Below are 17711 nucleotides of genomic sequence, written 5' to 3' on the forward strand. Positions count from 1 at the left end.
ACAACTCTTTTCTAGTTTTTATCGTATTTGAGAGGCAAAATGACTAATAAAATCTTAGTCCAACTTCCAATTGGAGCTCATAGTCCAAACCTAGAAATAACGCTTAGCTATACTAATGAACTGATTAAGCAAGGTAATGATATTACGATATTAACTTGCTCGGGTTCCGATGATAGCTGCTTATACAATCCTCTAGGCCTTCCATCTACCTGCCGTTCTTGTAAACGTCGGACTCGAGAAGCGTTGTCTCACCTTATCGGTGGCTATAAACACGAGGAAACTTTAGGATTAAGAAGTTATAAATTTAACTACCATTCCACTGAAGAACTAAAAGCTATTAAATATAAAGGTACAAATGTGGGCTACTCAGCCTTATCTAGTTATGCATCTCTTACACGTAGTGTTGATATTGACTATAGTAATAAAAAAACTAGATTAATTATAAATAAATATCTGTCTACTGCCTGTAAGCTAACCGATTCTGTTGTGCAGTTACAACAACATTTTTCATTTGATAAGTTCGTATTATTTAACTCTCGTTTGAATACTTATCGTAGTTTTTTTGATTTAGCAAAAATAAAAAATATCCCAGTTACTGTTGTTGAGTTAAACTTTAGCAAAGACAATGCAATGATTTTTGAAAATGCAATGCCTCATGATATTGCATATAATGGATATTTAGTAGAAAGCTTGTTTAAAAATCTGGGCTATGCAAAGACTGAACAAAGAGCGATAGAATTCTTCAATAATAGAGCAAAATCACTATTTAGCAATGAAGAGTCTTATACCAAACAGCAGAATAAAGACCTCTTACCTGACAACTGGGATCCAAAAAAAAAGAAGATCGCTATATTCAATAGTTCAGAAGATGAATTTATGGCCATTGGAGGAAGCTGGGAAGAAAACAGATTATTTAAAAACCAATATGAAGGCCTTACGTTTATTTCTAATTACGCGAAGGATCATAATATTATTTTCTATCTTAGGATTCACCCAAATCTTCGTGGCACTCAAAAATCTTACCTAGAAAAACTATTGGCACTAAAAAGTGATAACTTTGTTGTAATTCCACCTGAAAGTAAAATTTCAACTTATAATCTAATGTATAATTGCGATGCAATTATAACATTTGGTAGTAGTATTGGTGTAGAGGCGACATACTGGAGCAAACCATCAATCCTATTAGGTAACTGTTTCTATCGACATTTAAATATAACTTACAACCCAACATCAACCAAAGAACTAATTACCTTAATAGAAAGCGATTTGGAGCCAATAGATAATAAATTAGGTTGCCTAAAAATGGCAAGCCATATGATAAATCCAGGATTCAAGGTTCACGGATATTCGTTTAATAACAAGAAAGGCTATATAAATGGCAAAGAAATAAAAAGGAAGAAGTCTCTACTACAAAAAATAGAGAGTAAATATACAAAATATTACTTAAAATCAATAAAATCGTAGTTCTACTTTTTAACCAAACATAAGCAATGCTCAGCTAGGTATTGCTTATGTCTAGACTAGAAAATAAAAACTCATCATTAAAGCACTTAAATCCTCTTTAATCGTCTTACCTTTCAATCTATTACTACTTTCTAAAAATCACACACTACTTTTAAAGTATAGATAGGAGTGTGTGATTTTTTACTCGCTATTAGAATATAAAAAGAGGATTGAACTTAGTTATAACCGTTAGATAAGTTCAAAAGAGACTGGAGTTCCACGACTAATATTCTTTTTTACAGTTTTTCCAATCACTTCATCATAATACTTTGGTGCTAGACCAAATCCGGGACGAATACTACGAACATGTTCTGGCGTTAATATTTCGCCCTCTTTAATATCTTTCACAATGTAAAGAGAGCGACGAAACTTCACATTACCTTTTTCCGCTTCAGTTCTTTCATAATTAACCTTACCAAGAGCTTGCCACGCTGTTTTCGTATCTTTACACAATGCCTGTAACTCTAGAGGCTCCAGTGAGAAGCTATCATCAGCGCCACCACCATTGCGATCCATTGTTACATGCTTCTCAATTAAGCAAGCACCAAGGGCGATAGATGTCACTGCTGTCGCGTTATCAATAGTGTGGTCAGATAAACCTGAAAGAACATCAAAACGCTCGGCAATATCTGCAATCGTTCTTAGATTGTATTGGTCTGCAGGTGCAGGGTAACCACTGACACAATGAAGCACAACCAACTCCTGACAACCATTATCTTTTGCTGTCTTAATAGCTTCAGCAATCTCTTCTTGATTCGCCATTCCCGTTGAAATGATCATTGGCTTGCCTGTTTGGGCAACGCGTTTAATAAGAGGTAGATCAATCACTTCAAACGAAGCAATCTTATAAGCCGGAGCATCGAGTTCTTCCAAAAGCTCTACTGCGCTAAAATCGAAAGGAGAACTAAAGATAGTAATACCTAACTCTTGAGCTTTTTCGAATAACGGCTTATGCCATTCCCATGGCATATGAGCACCTTTATATAACTCATACAAAGTCTGCCCATCCCATAAACCACCATGAATTTGAAACTCTTCAGAGTCACAATCCATAGTAATAGTTTCATGAGTATAGGTTTGTAATTTTATCGCGTCTGCACCCGCCTTCTTCGCTTCTTCCATGATTTGGAAAGCACGATTAATATCCCCATTATGGTTAGCGGATAATTCTGCGATGATATAAGGAGGGAAGTCTGGCCCAACTTTACGGCCGTCAATGGTAATAAATGGTTTCATTTTTGCCTCAATCGATTGGTCGTCGAATGTAAGTTTCTTCGTCGATTTGTTGGTAGCAACATTTTTGGAAGAGTCGTTGAGATGCACTATTTGCTTTCAATACCGTAGCATGTAGAGTGACATCAGGATGAATTGCATCCACAATACTTAGAGCTTTAAACGCAATCCCTTTTCCATAGCTTTTAGGGTCAAGAAATATTGATACCAAATAATGTCCAGGTTCTGTTCTATCTAAGCGTACTGCTCCAACTTTATTGCCGTCATCCCTACTAACAATCATGTAAAAGTAGTCAGAGGCTGATTTCAGTTTTTTAAACATCCAAGCTTGGTGCTCAACCCATGTAGGGACCTCAGGAGTCAATGCGTACTTTCTCGTCTCTGGGTGACACTGCCATTCATAAATCAATGCGATATCTTCTTGCGAAGCAGGCTTGAGAGATAATCCATCAGTCGTCTCATCAAGTAACAACTCAACCTCATAAGAGACTCGTCGCGCCCCCCGCCCGTCGCAAAGGGAAAGATTAGCATCTTTGAATTGGGGCCACTGCTTCAGAACTGTCAAGAACTCACTTAGCAATCGACTAGGGATATCCTCGATATCAACTTTTAATGATGCTGAATGCTTTACTAACTGCTTACAGATTAGTTGCTGGTTCTCTGCTAAAGGAACGATTACGTTGGGTAGCCCAAGACAAGCTCTTTCCCAACTTGTGGTACCTGGAGCCCCTATAGCGATGTCATGCTCTAGCATTAAACTTGCCATATCAGAGACAAAGTCGAGATGCGAAACGTCAGCTCTAGATGCACACAACTCTTTAACTTGGTCAAAGTGAGGCGCTCTAGGCGACAACAATACAGTAAACTTGGCCTCTACTTTGCCACATAAAGATTCTAATACTTTGAAAGTTGCGTTAGGAGCATCAATCCCACCCATCGATACCAGCACTTTCAGAGGATTGTTAGAAATATCTCTAGAAAGCGCTGATTCTCGCTTGCTCGCGAAATCTGATCTCAATAAAGCAAACTCACTGCCCGCTAAGACCTTAGATTGGGATGCAGAGTAAGCAGCTTCATCACGCCCTAACGTTTGATCCAAGATCAAGTCAGCTTTATGGCATCGCCCGAGATCATCAATAGCAAGCATTCGACAATCTAATGAAGCGATAACTTGCTCTTGCCATTCAATCCCGATTGCATAGTGATCAGTGACAACAAGGTCTGCATAAGTGATTTCTGTTAGGAAATCTTGCACATCTTCAGATATGCTCTTTTGAAGCCAAGCTGCATAATCGGCATCGTGAAGCGGTTCTATAACTTCCCTTGGTTTGGCAAGAGTTGTCACCTGAAATCCACGTTCACGAATAAACGCACGCATGTCTCCTTCTAATGGAGAACAAGCAAATTCGACGTCATGTCCTTTGTGCGCAAACTCTTCAGCCAAGACGAGACAACGCATAACATGCCCACTACCAACCAACAAAGATGCATCGACTCGAAAAACAACCTTCATACTTCATCCTAAATGTTAATTGGTGAGCTTTAGCACAGAAAATAAAGATTCAGCAAGCTCCCAATCTTCGGGGGTATCAATATCTTGAACTCGATTACGAGGTAAAAGTACCGCTTTCGAATGAGGAGAAAAAATAGAGTACTTTTCTAAAAATGCTCTGGTTTTCCCCCAATAAAACTGTCCTGCATCGTGATAAGCCTCTTCGAGATCTTGAGACCTTACCTGTTCATTTTCAGGGGAAAACATCGAAACAGAGCCGTCTGAATCAAGTTTAATCGCGCGTTGAATTGGGAATGGAAATGAAGTAGCACTAAAAGCAAATTGCACACCTTCGCCTTGCAAAAGTGCATAGCCTTGTTGTAAATCCTTCGGCAATACAAATGGAGCCGTTGCATATAAACAACATACAGCGTCAATATCCCAACCTTCATCTTGACACCAATGGATAGCATGAGCCATGACATCCATTGTTGTAGCATAGTCATCGGAGATATCTGCTGGACGGAGAAATGGAACATGCGCACCATGAGCCTCGGCAACGGCTGCAATTTCTGTATCGTCGGTCGAAACGATCACTTTATCAAAGCAGCCAGAGGCAATGGCTGCTTCAATAGAGTAGGCAATCATAGGTTTACCATGAAATGCTTTGATATTTTTTCTTGGTATGCGCTTACTACCACCACGAGCTGGAATAATCGCGACTTTCATTAGCGCCCCTGCAATATTTCAGTGAGAACTTGAACGACAGTATCCTGCTGCTCTTCACTCATCGCGTGGAACATAGGAAGAGAAATAGCTTCACGGTAATAGCGTTCAGATTCTGGGAAATCACCTTCACTGAAGCCCATTTTTTCATAGTAAGGTTGAGTATGGACTGGAATGTAGTGCAGGTTGACTCCGATACCTTTGCCTCTCAGTGCGTCAAATACCTCTTTGTGTGTCAAAGAGATCTTGTCCAACCGCAAACGAATTACATAAAGGTGAAGGCCCGAGTAGGTATTCTCCAATTGATATGGCAATACCACTGGTAAAGACTTCAATAGCTGATTGTAACGATCTGCAAGGTGATGACGAGCGGTAATAAAAGCGTCTAAACGATGCATCTGAGATACACCCAGTGCCGCCTGAAGCTCGGTCATACGGTAGTTAAAACCTAAATCAACCTGTTGATAATACCAACCACCATGGCTTTCACCCTCCATTTGCTCAGGGTCACGAGTAATACCGTGACTTCGAAGCAAAGTCATCTTGTCAGACAAAGCCTTTTGGTTGGTCATTGCTGCGCCACCTTCAGCCGTCGTAACAATTTTAACGGGATGGAAGCTAAAGACAGTGATATCCGAGTATTCGCAATTCCCTATCGGCAAGCCTTGATATTTGCCGCCAATTGCATGTGAAGCATCTTCAATGACTTTGAAGTCGTACTCTTTCGCCAGTTTGGCGATCGCCACCATATCGCATGGTTGACCACATAAGTGCACCGGCACAACAACTTTCGGAAGCTGACCTTCTGCTTTCGCTTTGATTAACTTTTCCTCAAGGCGTTTTGGACACATATTGTAAGTATCAGGGTCAATATCTACGAAGTCGACTTGTGCACCACAGTATAAACCGCAGTTTGCTGACGCGACGAAGGTAATAGGCGACGTCCAAAGCCAATCCCCCTCACCTAATCCCAGCGCAAGACAAGCAATGTGTAATGCTGATGTAGCGCTATTTACAGCCAGGGCATAGCTTGCACCTGTATGATCGATAAGTGCTTGCTCAAATGCAGGAACTTGGGGGCCCTGCGTCAGAAAATCCGACTTCAAAACGTCAATAACACTGTCAATGTCTTGCTGGTTAATATCTTGCTTACCGTAAGGAATCACTACTATTCTCACACTGTAAAGTTTGGATCAACGTGCTCTTTGATTAGCTCACGTAGGCCTTCAATACTTTCCCACTCTGTATTCGTACCTGAATTGTATTTGAAACCAAACGGTACTTTTTTCGCTTTGTGGTGTTCGAGGTATTCTTGCTCTGTATAGGTGAACGAAACAGAAGGAAGAATTGCGTAGTATTTGCCAAGGTCGATCGTATTTAGCGAATCAGTATCGGTGATCATCTCTTCATGGAGCTTTTCACCTGGGCGAATACCTACAACTTTAGTTTCACACTCAGGAGCAATAGCTTCAGCGATATCTAAGATTTTGTAAGATGGGATTTTCGGTACAAAAATCTCACCACCTAAGTGATTTTCCAGAGCGTACATCACCATGTTCACACCATCTTGCAATGAGATATTGAAACGCGTCATATCTTCATGAGTGATTGGTAGAATACCTTCTTCGCGTTTGCTCAAAAAGAATGGGATCACTGAACCACGAGAGCCCATGACATTACCATAACGTACAACGCTGAAACGGATATCTTTAGAGCCTTTGATGTTATTGGCAGCAGTGAACAACTTATCAGACGCCAGTTTCGTTGCACCATAAAGGTTTATGGGAGCGCACGCTTTGTCTGTGGAAAGAGCTACAACATCTTTTACACCGCAATGTAACGCCGCATTAATAACGTTCTCTGCGCCCGTAATATTAGTTCGTATACACTCAGTTGGGTTATATTCTGCAGTATCAACTTGCTTTATCGCCGCGGCATGGATGATGACATCAACGCCTTCACAAGCTTGAATCATACGATTTTGGTCACGCACATCGCCAATAAAGAAGCGAAGTTGAGGAAAGTCTTTTGCAGGATACTTTTGTTTCAGCTCAAACTGTTTTAGTTCATCACGAGAAAAAATGATGATTTTTTTAACTTCTGGATAGCGTCCAAGAATGGTTTTAATGAACTGTTTACCGAACGAACCGGTGCCACCTGTAATTAAGACTGTTTTTGAATTCAACATAATATGCTCTTTCTTGTTCAGGTTCGAAACCTGTACCTCAAATAATTTAGAATGCTAATTGCGATATTTTAGCACTTAGACAAATGTGTTGCACTAGGTATAAACTCTTAGCAATGTCCTCACTTTACATATCCTAAAAATTCACAACGGCACTTACGAGTTCATCAAAGTCCGTTTTAGACCAAATAATATTCTTACTTTTTAATTCTTTCTCAAAAGAGCGCTTTAATCTATCTAAGTTTTGTTGCTTCCAGTCACCAGAAGTTTCAAAACGACACTTATCAAAATCGATAATCCATACCTTATCTTTGTCGTCGATCAAGATATTGTGGATATTCAAATCAGTATGGTTAACGCCAACCTGATGCATCTTGGCAATTTCTTGCCCTATTTTCTGATACATTTCTACCGATAAAGACTGTTCTTGCAAGATACTAACCAGATCTCTGGCGTTTGGGATTCGCTCACTTAATAAATCAGCTTGATAGAAGAGTCCTGACTTTAAGGCTCTTGCTGCAATAGGACGAGGAACGTGCACCCCAGCCTCAATTAGCGCCAACAAAAGCTGAAACTCTTGCGCACAACGGGTGTTATCCCAGCCAGAGAACCAATAATGATCGTTAACTAACTTCCCAAACAAACCGCCACGACGGTAATGACGTAGTGCCGCTTGCATGTTCTCTAGTTGGATAAACCATGTCGTGCCTCGCCCCGTCGCACTGCCAACCACCTTGTCGGAGGACTGCCAGTATTCCGCATCAAATATCGGTTGGCTAGGGTCTGTAATGTTCTCGTCATCAAACCAGATCACTTGGTTGTTGTTTTTATACTGTTGAATCATACGCTCACCCTCTAGCCTAAATACCGGCTGGCTAATATATACAACCAAGTAAATGCAGCAAACGCCAAAGCAACCATAACGGCAGCAGAGCCTATATCTTTAGCTCGACCACTGAGTTCATGCCGTTCAATACCGATACGATCAACCACTGCCTCAATCGCTGAGTTTACAAGCTCTACAATCAAGACTAATACCACGACCCCGATCATTAAGATACGCTCAACCATGCCGACATCCACTAGCCAAGACAAAATCACAGCAATACTCAACAGAGCCAACTCTTGTCGAATGGCGGCTTCATGCTTAAAAGCCGCTTTTAATCCTTGGATCGAATAACCCGTCGCTTTAACGATGCGCTGTAGCCCGGTATTACCCGGCTTGCCAGATTCTTGCGATTGATGCGGTGTTATCTTTGACATTGCAGAACACTTATCAGTACTTAGCTATATTCGAGCCGTGTATTTTACATTTATTGTGGATGTCTGCATAATTTACCTGCTTCTATTCATCGAATCAGACAATAATTATGTTCACTTCTGCCCCATCGTCACTATGCGTCTTGCGTTTGTCCGCTATCGGAGACGTTTGCAATACTATCGCCAGCATTCAAGCTATTCAGAAACACTGGCCTTCGACCCAGATTACTTGGATAACGGGTAAACTTGAAGCCCAGTTATTAGCCGCCATCGATGGTGTAGAAGTGATTGTTTTTGATAAAAAAGCGGGACTTGATGGCTACAAATCACTTTGGCGACAGCTGAAAGGCAGAGAGTTTGATGCGCTATTGCATATGCAGTACGCGATTAGAGCGAGTGTCGCAACGTTGGGCATTAAAGCAAAATACAAACTTGGTTTCTCTTCTGATAGAAGCCAGGACTTTCAAACACTATTTACCAATATCAAAGTGCCTTCCCCGCAATCTCTGCATGTCGCAGATGGCTTAATGGCCTTTGCCCATCAAATTGGGGTACCAAAGGCAGAACTAGACTGGGTACTTTCTTATTCAGACCACGACCAAGCTTGGGCAGAGTCTCATATTTCTCGTAGTAAACCTAACCTGCTGATTGTGCCTGGTGCGAGCAAAGCTTATAAAAACTGGAACGCGGAAAGTTATGTGGATGTGATTCATCACGCCAGAGCAAAAGGCTGGAACGTGATTCTGGCAGGTAGCCCAGCTCAAGTTGAACTGGATTTGGCTGAAGCCATTCAATCTCGCTTGGAAGAACCGTGTCTAAATTTAGTTGGACAAAGCTCAATTCTGCAAATGCTTGCGTTAATAGATAAGGTTGAAATGGTCATCGCCCCCGATACCGGACCAGCACACATGGCAAATGCCATGAAAACGCCAATCATCGGGCTCTATGCACACCATAATCCGCTTCGAGTGGGACCTTACCGCTACCTAAAATACGTTGTCTCTGTTTATGAAGAAACGATCTTTGCAGAAACAGGTAAAAACAGTCACGAGTTAAACTGGCGAACTCGCGCAAAAGATGAAACGGCAATGAACCGCATTACCAGCACTCAAGTAATGAGCATGTTCGATCAAGTCTTAGAAGATTTGTATCCTCAATACCAGTAAACTTACTGTCTTGATTTGTTAAGAAGGAAATGACCTTGTCCAAACCAACCTTAGCCGTTGCCTTAATTGTAAAAAATGAAGAGAAGCACTTACAAGCTTGTCTAGACACAGTAAAAGATTGGGTCGATGAGATTGTCCTTCTAGACTCGGGCAGCACCGATCGCACCGAAGAAATCGCCCGACAATACACGGATAAGTTTTACACCAACCTAGATTGGCCAGGTTTCGGTAAACAACGCCAACTTGCGCAGCAATACGTTACGGCAGACTACGTTTTGTGGCTTGATGCGGACGAACAAGTCACTCCAGAGCTAAAAGAAAGTATCTTACACGCGGTATCAGCCAATAAGCCGAACGTTTTATACAAACTTAATCGACTAAGCTCAGCGTTTGGTAAGTTCATCTACCATTCTGGTTGGTCTCCAGACTGGATTGTGCGCTTATATCGCACCGAATATACACAATATAATGATTCGCTCGTTCATGAAAAAGTTGATGAGAAAAACTATCAAACTGAAAAACTGGATGGTCGACTGCATCACTACACTTACGAGCACCTTCATCATTACATCAATAAAACCACTGGCTACCTCAAGGCTTGGACGGATGAACGTGAAGGTAAAAAGAAATCCGGCTTAACCACTGCAATTGTTCACGCTCTTGCTAGCTTTTTGAAGATGTATGTTCTCAAACGAGGCTTCCTTGATGGCAAACATGGTTTCATTCTAGCTTGGCTAAGCATGCACTCTACTTTTGTAAAATATATCGATCTCTACTTACGTGAACAGGCAAAAAAATCATGAAAACGACTTTAATTATCACCACTTACAACTGGAAAGAAGCATTAAAAGCGGTGTTAGAAAGCGTGAAACGTCAAACCGTTTTGCCTGATGAAGTCATAGTTGCAGATGACGGTTCTCGAGACGATACCAAAGCAATGATCGACCAACTTCGTGACGGCTTTCCCGTGCCACTTATCCATAGCTGGCACGAAGATAATGGCTTTCAACTTTCGATGAGCCGCAACCGTGCTATCGCAAAAGCATCAGGTGACTACCTCATCATGATTGATGGCGACATGGTATTGTCTCAAACGTTTATTGAATCACATAAGCAAGTCGCAAAGCCAAATTGGTTTGTGCAGGGTGGACGTGTATTAACGGATGAAAACTGCAGCAAGGCCATCATGGAAAACGGCTTAGTGCCTTCCATTTTCAGCAAAGGCATTCGCAATCGTAAAAACTGCATCACCAACGCCTTGCTATCGAAATGGTTCTCTTACGAGCGGAATAACGATAAAGCCACTCGCGGTTGCAACATGGCATTTTGGCGACAAGATGTCATCGAGGTGAATGGCTTCAACCAAGATTTTGTTGGATGGGGACGCGAAGACAGCGAGTTTGTTCATCGCATGTTGAATGCGGGTAAGTCACGTCTTTACCTAAAATTCGCAGGTGTAGGCTACCACTTGTACCACGTAGAAAACTCTCGTGCGTCACTCGGACAAAATGATGAGATTTTAGAGAACACCATTAAAAACAAGCTTAAACGCTGTGAGAATGGTGTTGATCAATTTCTAGAAGCTTAAGATTATAAAAAAGGGGCGTTTCGCCCCTTTTTTATTGTTGCTGAGATAAAGCGAAGTACTTATCGGCAACCATCAATGAGATCAAACGCTCTTTACGTTTATCTTTGAACTGCTCAACCCACTGGTGCGCATTTTCAATGATCGCTAATGCTTCTTGCTCATTCGCTAGGTAATAATCCATCTTTTCGGGTAAATCAGAATAGTCATCCTTCACTTCAACATAGTGGACGCCTGCCTCTAACTTACCTTCCATAAACCAAGTCTCATATTTTGGCTTTGACATAATAACCAAGGAGTTAGACGACATAGCCCACTTAAGGTTGGTGGCCACATCATTGCCTTCTATACAGAGCAAAAACTTATACTGCAGTTGCTCTTCAATACTCATAAAGCCCTTTTCCCATGGTTTCCCTTCTACCGGGCGGGTCTGGCCAATATTGCATTGCGGATGGTTGTAAAACGCATGAATCACCTTTTTACGATGCGGCTGAAAACCCACGCCGCGCCACGCTACCATGTCCTTTTTATCTTGATAGCGAACAGGATCATCAATAAATTTAAAATGACGAACTTGATTAAGTTTCAACACCACTGAATTTTGGTTGTTACCAAAAATAGGGCGGCTTTTTATAAAGCTCGGTACATTGGGGATGTGTGTAACATCGCCGTTGATGTAGTTAAACGCAAAACTGGAAGGGAAATAGCGTACAACTTGGCGAAGATCGAAAAAATACGTCCAGCCTTTCGTTTTTTTGAATGTATCGATGGTCGAGTAACTTTGTTCTCGGCTATCAACTGAAAACGGCGTTTCACACTTATTGTAATAGTTCACCCGCTCAAGACAGCGTTGCTGCTCTGCTTCGGTCAGATTCGAAAGTAAACGCTTGGCTTGTGCTCGATATACAAAGCGAGGGATAAGTATCGAGAGAGCGTTTGAGAAATAATAAGGGAACTTACTGTCTTTCATTCAGTTTTTCCCCAATCGCGATGGCTACTGGCTTGGGAACGAATTGTTCGATACTTCCGCCATGAATCGCTACTTCTCTCACGATAGTCGACGATAAAAACGCAAACTCTTCTTCAGGAGTTAAAAATACGCTCTCGATTCCTGGTAATAGCTTTCGGTACATGTTGGTCAGTCCAAACTCGTATTCAAAGTCTACCGTTGTTCGTAAACCACGAATAAGAACCTTAGCTTTCTCATTTCTCGCGAAATCCACTAATAACCCGGAGAACCCCTTTACCGTCACACCAGGTAAATGCGCTACAACGTCCTGCATCAGTGCAACGCGCTCTTCCAATGAAAACATAGTGTTCTTCGATGGGCTTGCGGCTACGCCAATCACAACCTCATCAAACATTTCGTGAGTACGTTCTATTAGATTGAGGTGACCATTAGTCACTGGATCAAAAGTGCCCGGATAAATGACTTTCATATAATTTACTAAGTTATTCGAAACTGATTGAATTATTGAGGCTCGAACGCAAGATTACAACAACTTAAGCTCAATAATAGCTCGACTTACTTCTGACACTCACTACAAAAGAAGGTATTACGTTGGCCAATCTTTAGCTCTTGAAGTCGTTCGCCGCACTCTGGGCATGGCTCTCCGGCTTTTCCGTAAACCAATAACTCTTGTGCAAAGTAACCCGGCTTTCCATCGGCTTGCGCAAAGTCTTTCAGCGTAGTCCCACCTTGCGTAATGGCAATCTCAAGTGTCATTTTGATATTTTCAACAAGTAACCCCCACTCTTGAGAAGTCAACTTACCTGCGGGCCTTGAAGGGTGAATTCGAGACTTAAACAACGACTCATTCGCGTAGATGTTCCCAACACCAACCACGACTTTGTTGTCCATGATGAACTGCTTGACGGCGACACGCTTATTTTTAGCTTTCTCCGCTACATATTCCGCATTGAACTCTTCAGTTAAAGGCTCAGGCCCCATGTTTGCTAGCACAGCATGTGACTCGCCAGGAGCACACCACAGCCATGCCCCAAAACGACGCGGATCGTTATAACGCAGTATTTTTCCACTGCTTAGTTTGAGATCCACATGATCGTGCTTTGCTGGCGGAAAGTCAGCATCTAGGACACGTAAAGACCCAGACATGCCCAAGTGAACAATGGCTGTACCTGTGTTTGTCTCGATCAGTAAGTATTTCGCACGACGGCTAATCGCACGGATCACCTGCCCTTCCAATTTTTTAAGCTCTGTAGGAATATCCCAGCGCAATTTAGGCGTTCGAAAAGTAAACGACTGGATCGTTTGTCCAACCATGTGGGGGCTAATCCCCATACGGCTGACTTCAACTTCTGGCAACTCAGGCATTAGATTCTCCAATTCACCGGCTAATAGTTCTCGCTGCTAGCATAATCGAAAAGAAAAACGATAAATAGGGAAGCTTATTAGGGGTATAGGCGAAAAAAGGCTCTACTCTGGCATAAGGTAGTTTTCATCGACGGAGATAGCGACCCATTTGTCTTGCCAGGTTTTAAATAGCCAAAAATCAGGTAAACGAAAGAAAGTCACCCGCTGCGGCTCTTCGAGATCCTGATACCAAACTTCTACCGTTTCAGGTACCGCCAGGTTAGGTTTTAAATGATCGTACTGTTCTGAGGTGAGCTCGGTCCCTTCCAATGATTGCCAGCGTGATACAAGTTCACTGATCGGTGCATCAACTTTGATGTTGGATTGCCACCGTCCATCATGCAGCTCGAACTCCCAGCCACTATAGTACAAAGACTCCACCGTATAGTCGGAGCGAAGTACATTTGGGTAAGGGTCTGCTTGATCTGTTAATAGGTAAGTTTTGATCCACATCGGCGCATTTAAGATCACTATAAATGCGATAATGCCCAGAATAAGAATATTGTTCCATCGGCGGCGACGAGCCGGACTCACACGCATAACCATCTCTACTCTCTTATCGTTATGAGTAAATTACCAAAGAGTATTGAGCTTGACTAGAACAACGGTGTGCAAGTGTGTAGGGAGTGGTGACTAAGCGGCAGAGGCGATCAATCAAAAATTCGAGTATAGAGTCGGACCAGTAGAATAACTTCAGCAGTGCCTTATAACCCGATGACGTACTGAACCTTTTCTTCAGCACTTTTATTCACGTAATAAAAAACCCAACTCGAAAGTTGGGTTTTTCAATTCCTCAAAGAGACTGAAACCAATTATTTGATTTTTGCTTCTTTGTACATAACGTGCTGGCGAACTACTGGATCAAACTTTTTGATCTCAAATTTGCCTGGCATGTTACGCTTGTTCTTATCAGTTGTGTAGAAGTGGCCTGTACCTGCAGAAGATACTAGACGGATTTTCTCACGAACGCCTTTCTTTGCCATTGCTTATTTCCTCTTAAACGTTTTCGCCACGTGCACGCATGTCTGCAAGAACAGTATCAATACCTTTCTTGTCGATGATGCGCATACCTTTAGCAGATAGACGTAGTTTAACAAAACGTTTTTCGCTCTCTACCCAGAAACGATGAGTTTGTAGGTTCGGCAGAAAACGACGCTTAGTAGCATTTCGTGCGTGTGAACGGTTGTTACCCGTTACTGGACGCTTACCAGTTACTTGGCATACTCGTGACATGAATGTCTTCTCCAAAATCGTTTCAGCTCGATATCAACCTTGGTGGCCGAACCTCTCTATCTCTCGAAAAGAAGTTAGAGGTTAAGAACCGCTATGGAAAATCCATACAAGGCTATCAAAGGTCGCGCATTATACTAACTTGATATGCATTGCTCAAGACCCGAACAGATCCTTTTTACAGGTTTTCGTGATCTTTTTTTAGACAGCAGATTTTTTTAGCAGTCCAAGCTGAATTCAGTTAAAAATTTAGTGGCGTGGATGATAGCAGATTTTTAGCAACTAACAACCTAAAAAACGCACAGTTATATCCAGCCTCTTTCAGCAAAAGAGACACTTTCCCCATCTCCGATGACGAAATGGTCCAAAATACGAATATCCACCAATGCTAATGCGTCAATGAGACGCCTTGTAATCCTTCTGTCAGCTTGGCTCGGCTCAGCAACCCCTGAAGGATGATTGTGCGCCAAAATCAAAGCCGCCGCGTTATGATGCAGAGCACGCTTAACAACTTCTCTCGGATACACCGACGCTGCATCCAACGTTCCTTCAAATAAAATTTCATCTTTTATCACTCGGTGCTGGTTATCGAGAAAAAGAATATAAAAAGCCTCTCTTTGCCGATCCCTCAAAATAGAAGACAGATATAACTTAGTTTGGTCGGGGCTGGTTAAGGCATCACCACGCTTTAGCGTCTCCGCCAAGTAACGTTGTGTCATTTCTAGTACAGCTTGCAATTGAACATACTTGGCTTGCCCTAATCCTTTGTGACGACAAAACTCTTCTTCTGATGCTGAAAATAGTTGTCTGAGCGAACCAAAGTCTTGAATAAGGAAGTCTGCAAGCTCAATCACGTTCATTCCGCGGGTGCCTGTGCGCAAGAAGATGGCCAGTAGCTCAGCATCGGTCAAAGCTTGCGGCCCTCGTTGCAGTAGCTTCTCTCTGGGCATGGACTCATTTGGCAAAGCTTTCAGTATCATCTGATGTCTCTTTATATGGAAAGTGTCCCTATTCCACAAAACAAAAAGCGAAAGTCGAGTATGACTTTCGCTTTCTTCGTACTATCAGTGTTTTCCATGCAACTTAACAGTTCATCAGAGTTTAAAGTTGCCAACCAAGCCGTGAATTTCTGTTCCAGACTGTGATAGCTGCGTGCTGATTGACTCGGCATGCTGCAACGTCTCATTAATGTTGTTCACGATCTGTTGAATAGCCACTAAGTTTTGGTTGATGTCTTCTGCAACCGCGCTTTGTTCTTCTGCGGCAGACGCGGTTTGAATACCCATATCTCGAATTGTTCCGATAGAATGATGAACACCAGAAAGAGATTGCTGAATGAGCGCAGATTCTTCCGCCGTTTTGACACCTCGTTTTTGGCTCACCGACATCGTACTGACCGCTCTTGATACACCATTTTGTAGCTGCTTGAGCATGTCGCCAATTTCATGAGTACTATTTTGCGTACGACTGGCTAACGAGCGCACTTCATCCGCAACGACGGCAAACCCTCGACCTTGCTCACCGGCTCTAGCCGCTTCAATCGCCGCATTTAGGGCCAACAAATTCGTTTGCTCGGCTATCTCGCCAATCACATCCAGCACTTTGGTTATTTTTTCGGTCTGTAAACTCAACTCAGAAATTGCATCTGACGTGCTGTCTATCTCCGTCACGAGTTCGGTAATGCCTTCTATTGCTTGCTCGACCTCATGCTGAGCGGCGGTGACTTGACTGTTGGCATCGTCAATTGCCTGCGCGGTCGCATTAGTATTGCTGGCTACTTCTTTGGCAGTCATGCTCATTTGTGTCACCGCAGTCACGACTTTGTCCGTCTCTAAACAGTGGTCCTGCATTTGGCCGCTCGCTTGGCTGGTCTGAGTGTTCAGGCTTTGGGAAACGGTTTGTACTGTCGTCGCAGAGCGGTGGATATCCTGCATCAGTGGGTGCAGCTTATCCATAAACTCATTAAACGCCGCTGCCACTTCACCGACTTCATCCTGACTTTCGACTTTTAAACGAGCCGTTAAGTCACCGCCGCCTGCGGCAACATCTTTTAATGAAGCCGCGACATGTTGTAATGGCTGAATGCCTTTAGACACCACGATACTGGTGAGAACACTGGTAATGATCAATCCAATAGCGGAAATCAACACGGCAGATAATGTATGCTCTTTTAGCTCTTGAGTCTTTAACTCTCTGTGCATCGCAACTTGCTGGTCGATGTCATCAATATAAACGCCAGTACCTAAAACCCAGTCCCATTTCGATAGATATTCTGCATAGCCCAACTTAGGCGCTTGTGCGTCAATGGTCGGTTTGTGCCACGAGAAATAGAGGAACCCATCCCCTTTTTGAGAAGCGTCAATCAAGCCCGCAATAACTGCGACCCCATTTTCATCTTTTAAGTCGTAAAGGTTTTTACCCTCTAATGCAGGTTTGATGGCGTGCAACGTATTCACACCTTGAGAGTCGTAGGCAAAAAAGTAACCATCGCTTTCAAAGCGCATGGCTTTCAGAATTTCTTTTGCTGCCTCTTTATTACTTCCATTTACATCCGTGTCGTATAACGGTTTTATCGCCGTCACGCCCATCATCATATAGGCTTGTAACTCTTTCTTTTTCGTTTCGATGAGCTCTTGCCTGTCTCTTGCCAGCTCTGCTTCCAAACTTTTACTGCTGTTGATGTAATACACCACTGAGATCAACGTGGTGATCAACAACAGCGGAATTAGGGTTATCAGCAGCAATTTGTTTCGACTTTTCAACACCATGGTTTCCACTACCTCTTTTTCTTTTCAGACTTGCAAACTCCGCGCAACTTGTCTGTGAGGTAGGCGAGAATTTTCCCTTCCTCGGTCAGATTAATACTCTGGAGTTTGATGTGAATTATCTTCTCGTTATATATGCTCGGGCGGTCAGACTTTGAATTGTGTTAAAATCCGGTCATCAAATTGGAGATC

At 42.5% G+C, this 17711-nt stretch carries 19 protein-coding genes; 4 read left to right on the top strand and 15 right to left on the bottom strand.

Annotated features, from left to right (window positions below; all coding sequences use genetic code 11):
• Positions 1-39 precede the first annotated feature (39 nt).
• Positions 40-1464, top strand: coding sequence for a hypothetical protein (locus R7Z41_RS04360; RefSeq protein ID WP_318136332.1), 1425 nt, complete (start codon positions 40-42; stop codon positions 1462-1464).
• A gap of 228 nt (positions 1465-1692) precedes the next feature.
• Here R7Z41_RS04360 and pseI read toward each other — a convergent pair whose 3' ends face one another.
• From pseI to R7Z41_RS04395, 7 genes are all read right to left on the bottom strand, one after another.
• Complete coding sequence (pseI, locus tag R7Z41_RS04365) at positions 1693-2739, bottom strand: pseudaminic acid synthase (RefSeq protein WP_065275031.1); 1047 nt, start codon at positions 2737-2739, stop codon at positions 1693-1695.
• A 7-nt stretch (positions 2740-2746) separates the two neighbouring features.
• Complete coding sequence (gene pseG, locus R7Z41_RS04370; protein ID WP_065275030.1) at positions 2747-4249, bottom strand: UDP-2,4-diacetamido-2,4,6-trideoxy-beta-L-altropyranose hydrolase; 1503 nt, start codon at positions 4247-4249, stop codon at positions 2747-2749.
• 15 nt (positions 4250-4264) lie between these two features.
• Positions 4265-4957, bottom strand: coding sequence for a pseudaminic acid cytidylyltransferase (gene pseF, locus R7Z41_RS04375; protein ID WP_065275029.1), 693 nt, complete (start codon positions 4955-4957; stop codon positions 4265-4267).
• On the bottom strand, positions 4957-6132 hold the full coding sequence (gene pseC / locus R7Z41_RS04380) for a UDP-4-amino-4,6-dideoxy-N-acetyl-beta-L-altrosamine transaminase (RefSeq protein ID WP_186584530.1): 1176 nt from the start codon (positions 6130-6132) through the stop codon (positions 4957-4959). The genes pseF and pseC overlap by 1 nt, the downstream gene beginning before the upstream one ends.
• Positions 6129-7142 (bottom strand): UDP-N-acetylglucosamine 4,6-dehydratase (inverting), encoded by a 1014-nt coding sequence (gene pseB / locus R7Z41_RS04385; RefSeq protein ID WP_065275027.1) that lies wholly within the window; start codon positions 7140-7142, stop codon positions 6129-6131. The genes pseC and pseB overlap by 4 nt, the downstream gene beginning before the upstream one ends.
• Before the next feature lie 133 nt (positions 7143-7275).
• The gene (locus R7Z41_RS04390; protein ID WP_065275026.1) at positions 7276-7983 is read right to left on the bottom strand and encodes a 3-deoxy-D-manno-octulosonic acid kinase; all 708 of its coding nucleotides are present in this window, start codon (positions 7981-7983) and stop codon (positions 7276-7278) included.
• A gap of 11 nt (positions 7984-7994) precedes the next feature.
• Positions 7995-8402, bottom strand: a complete 408-nt coding sequence (locus R7Z41_RS04395) for a diacylglycerol kinase (RefSeq protein WP_065275025.1) — start codon at positions 8400-8402, stop codon at positions 7995-7997.
• Positions 8403-8509: 107 nt separating this feature from the next.
• Between R7Z41_RS04395 and R7Z41_RS04400 the strand changes: the two genes are divergently transcribed.
• The 3 genes from R7Z41_RS04400 to R7Z41_RS04410 are packed head-to-tail and all read left to right on the top strand — an operon-like array spanning position 8510 to position 11153.
• Positions 8510-9565, top strand: a complete 1056-nt coding sequence (locus R7Z41_RS04400) for a glycosyltransferase family 9 protein (protein ID WP_065275024.1) — start codon at positions 8510-8512, stop codon at positions 9563-9565.
• 35 nt (positions 9566-9600) lie between these two features.
• A complete protein-coding gene (locus tag R7Z41_RS04405; protein WP_054867810.1) occupies positions 9601-10368 on the top strand; it encodes a glycosyltransferase family 2 protein in 768 nt (255 codons plus the stop codon).
• Positions 10365-11153 carry a glycosyltransferase family 2 protein gene (locus R7Z41_RS04410; protein WP_053808663.1) on the top strand — a complete coding sequence of 263 codons (789 nt, stop codon included), beginning with the start codon at positions 10365-10367 and terminating at the stop codon, positions 11151-11153. Before R7Z41_RS04405 ends, R7Z41_RS04410 begins: the two co-directional genes overlap by 4 nt.
• Positions 11154-11184: 31 nt before the next feature.
• Here R7Z41_RS04410 and R7Z41_RS04415 read toward each other — a convergent pair whose 3' ends face one another.
• From R7Z41_RS04415 to R7Z41_RS04450, 8 genes are all read right to left on the bottom strand, one after another.
• Complete coding sequence (locus R7Z41_RS04415) at positions 11185-12120, bottom strand: glycosyl transferase family 90 (protein ID WP_065275023.1); 936 nt, start codon at positions 12118-12120, stop codon at positions 11185-11187.
• A complete protein-coding gene (gene coaD, locus R7Z41_RS04420; RefSeq protein WP_017820709.1) occupies positions 12107-12589 on the bottom strand; it encodes a pantetheine-phosphate adenylyltransferase in 483 nt (160 codons plus the stop codon). Before coaD ends, R7Z41_RS04415 begins: the two co-directional genes overlap by 14 nt.
• Positions 12590-12675: 86 nt before the next feature.
• Positions 12676-13485 carry a bifunctional DNA-formamidopyrimidine glycosylase/DNA-(apurinic or apyrimidinic site) lyase gene (mutM, locus tag R7Z41_RS04425; RefSeq protein WP_053349744.1) on the bottom strand — a complete coding sequence of 270 codons (810 nt, stop codon included), beginning with the start codon at positions 13483-13485 and terminating at the stop codon, positions 12676-12678.
• Between the two features lie 102 nt (positions 13486-13587).
• Entirely contained in the window at positions 13588-14064 is a 477-nt protein-coding gene (locus tag R7Z41_RS04430) for a hypothetical protein (RefSeq protein WP_025998646.1), read from the bottom strand.
• Between the two features lie 272 nt (positions 14065-14336).
• Positions 14337-14507, bottom strand: a complete 171-nt coding sequence (gene rpmG, locus R7Z41_RS04435) for a 50S ribosomal protein L33 (RefSeq protein WP_004410866.1) — start codon at positions 14505-14507, stop codon at positions 14337-14339.
• A gap of 13 nt (positions 14508-14520) precedes the next feature.
• Positions 14521-14757, bottom strand: coding sequence for a 50S ribosomal protein L28 (gene rpmB / locus R7Z41_RS04440; protein WP_005384783.1), 237 nt, complete (start codon positions 14755-14757; stop codon positions 14521-14523).
• 302 nt (positions 14758-15059) lie between these two features.
• The gene (gene radC / locus R7Z41_RS04445) at positions 15060-15734 is read right to left on the bottom strand and encodes a RadC family protein (protein WP_017820707.1); all 675 of its coding nucleotides are present in this window, start codon (positions 15732-15734) and stop codon (positions 15060-15062) included.
• Positions 15735-15848: 114 nt separating this feature from the next.
• Positions 15849-17522: a methyl-accepting chemotaxis protein gene (locus R7Z41_RS04450; RefSeq protein ID WP_033905951.1), complete on the bottom strand. Its 1674-nt coding sequence runs from the start codon at positions 17520-17522 to the stop codon at positions 15849-15851.
• Between the last annotated feature and the right edge of the window lie 189 nt (positions 17523-17711).

The sequence above is a fragment of the Vibrio sp. 1457 genome (genome assembly GCF_033340195.1).
In the GTDB taxonomy this organism is placed as follows: domain Bacteria; phylum Pseudomonadota; class Gammaproteobacteria; order Enterobacterales; family Vibrionaceae; genus Vibrio; species Vibrio alginolyticus.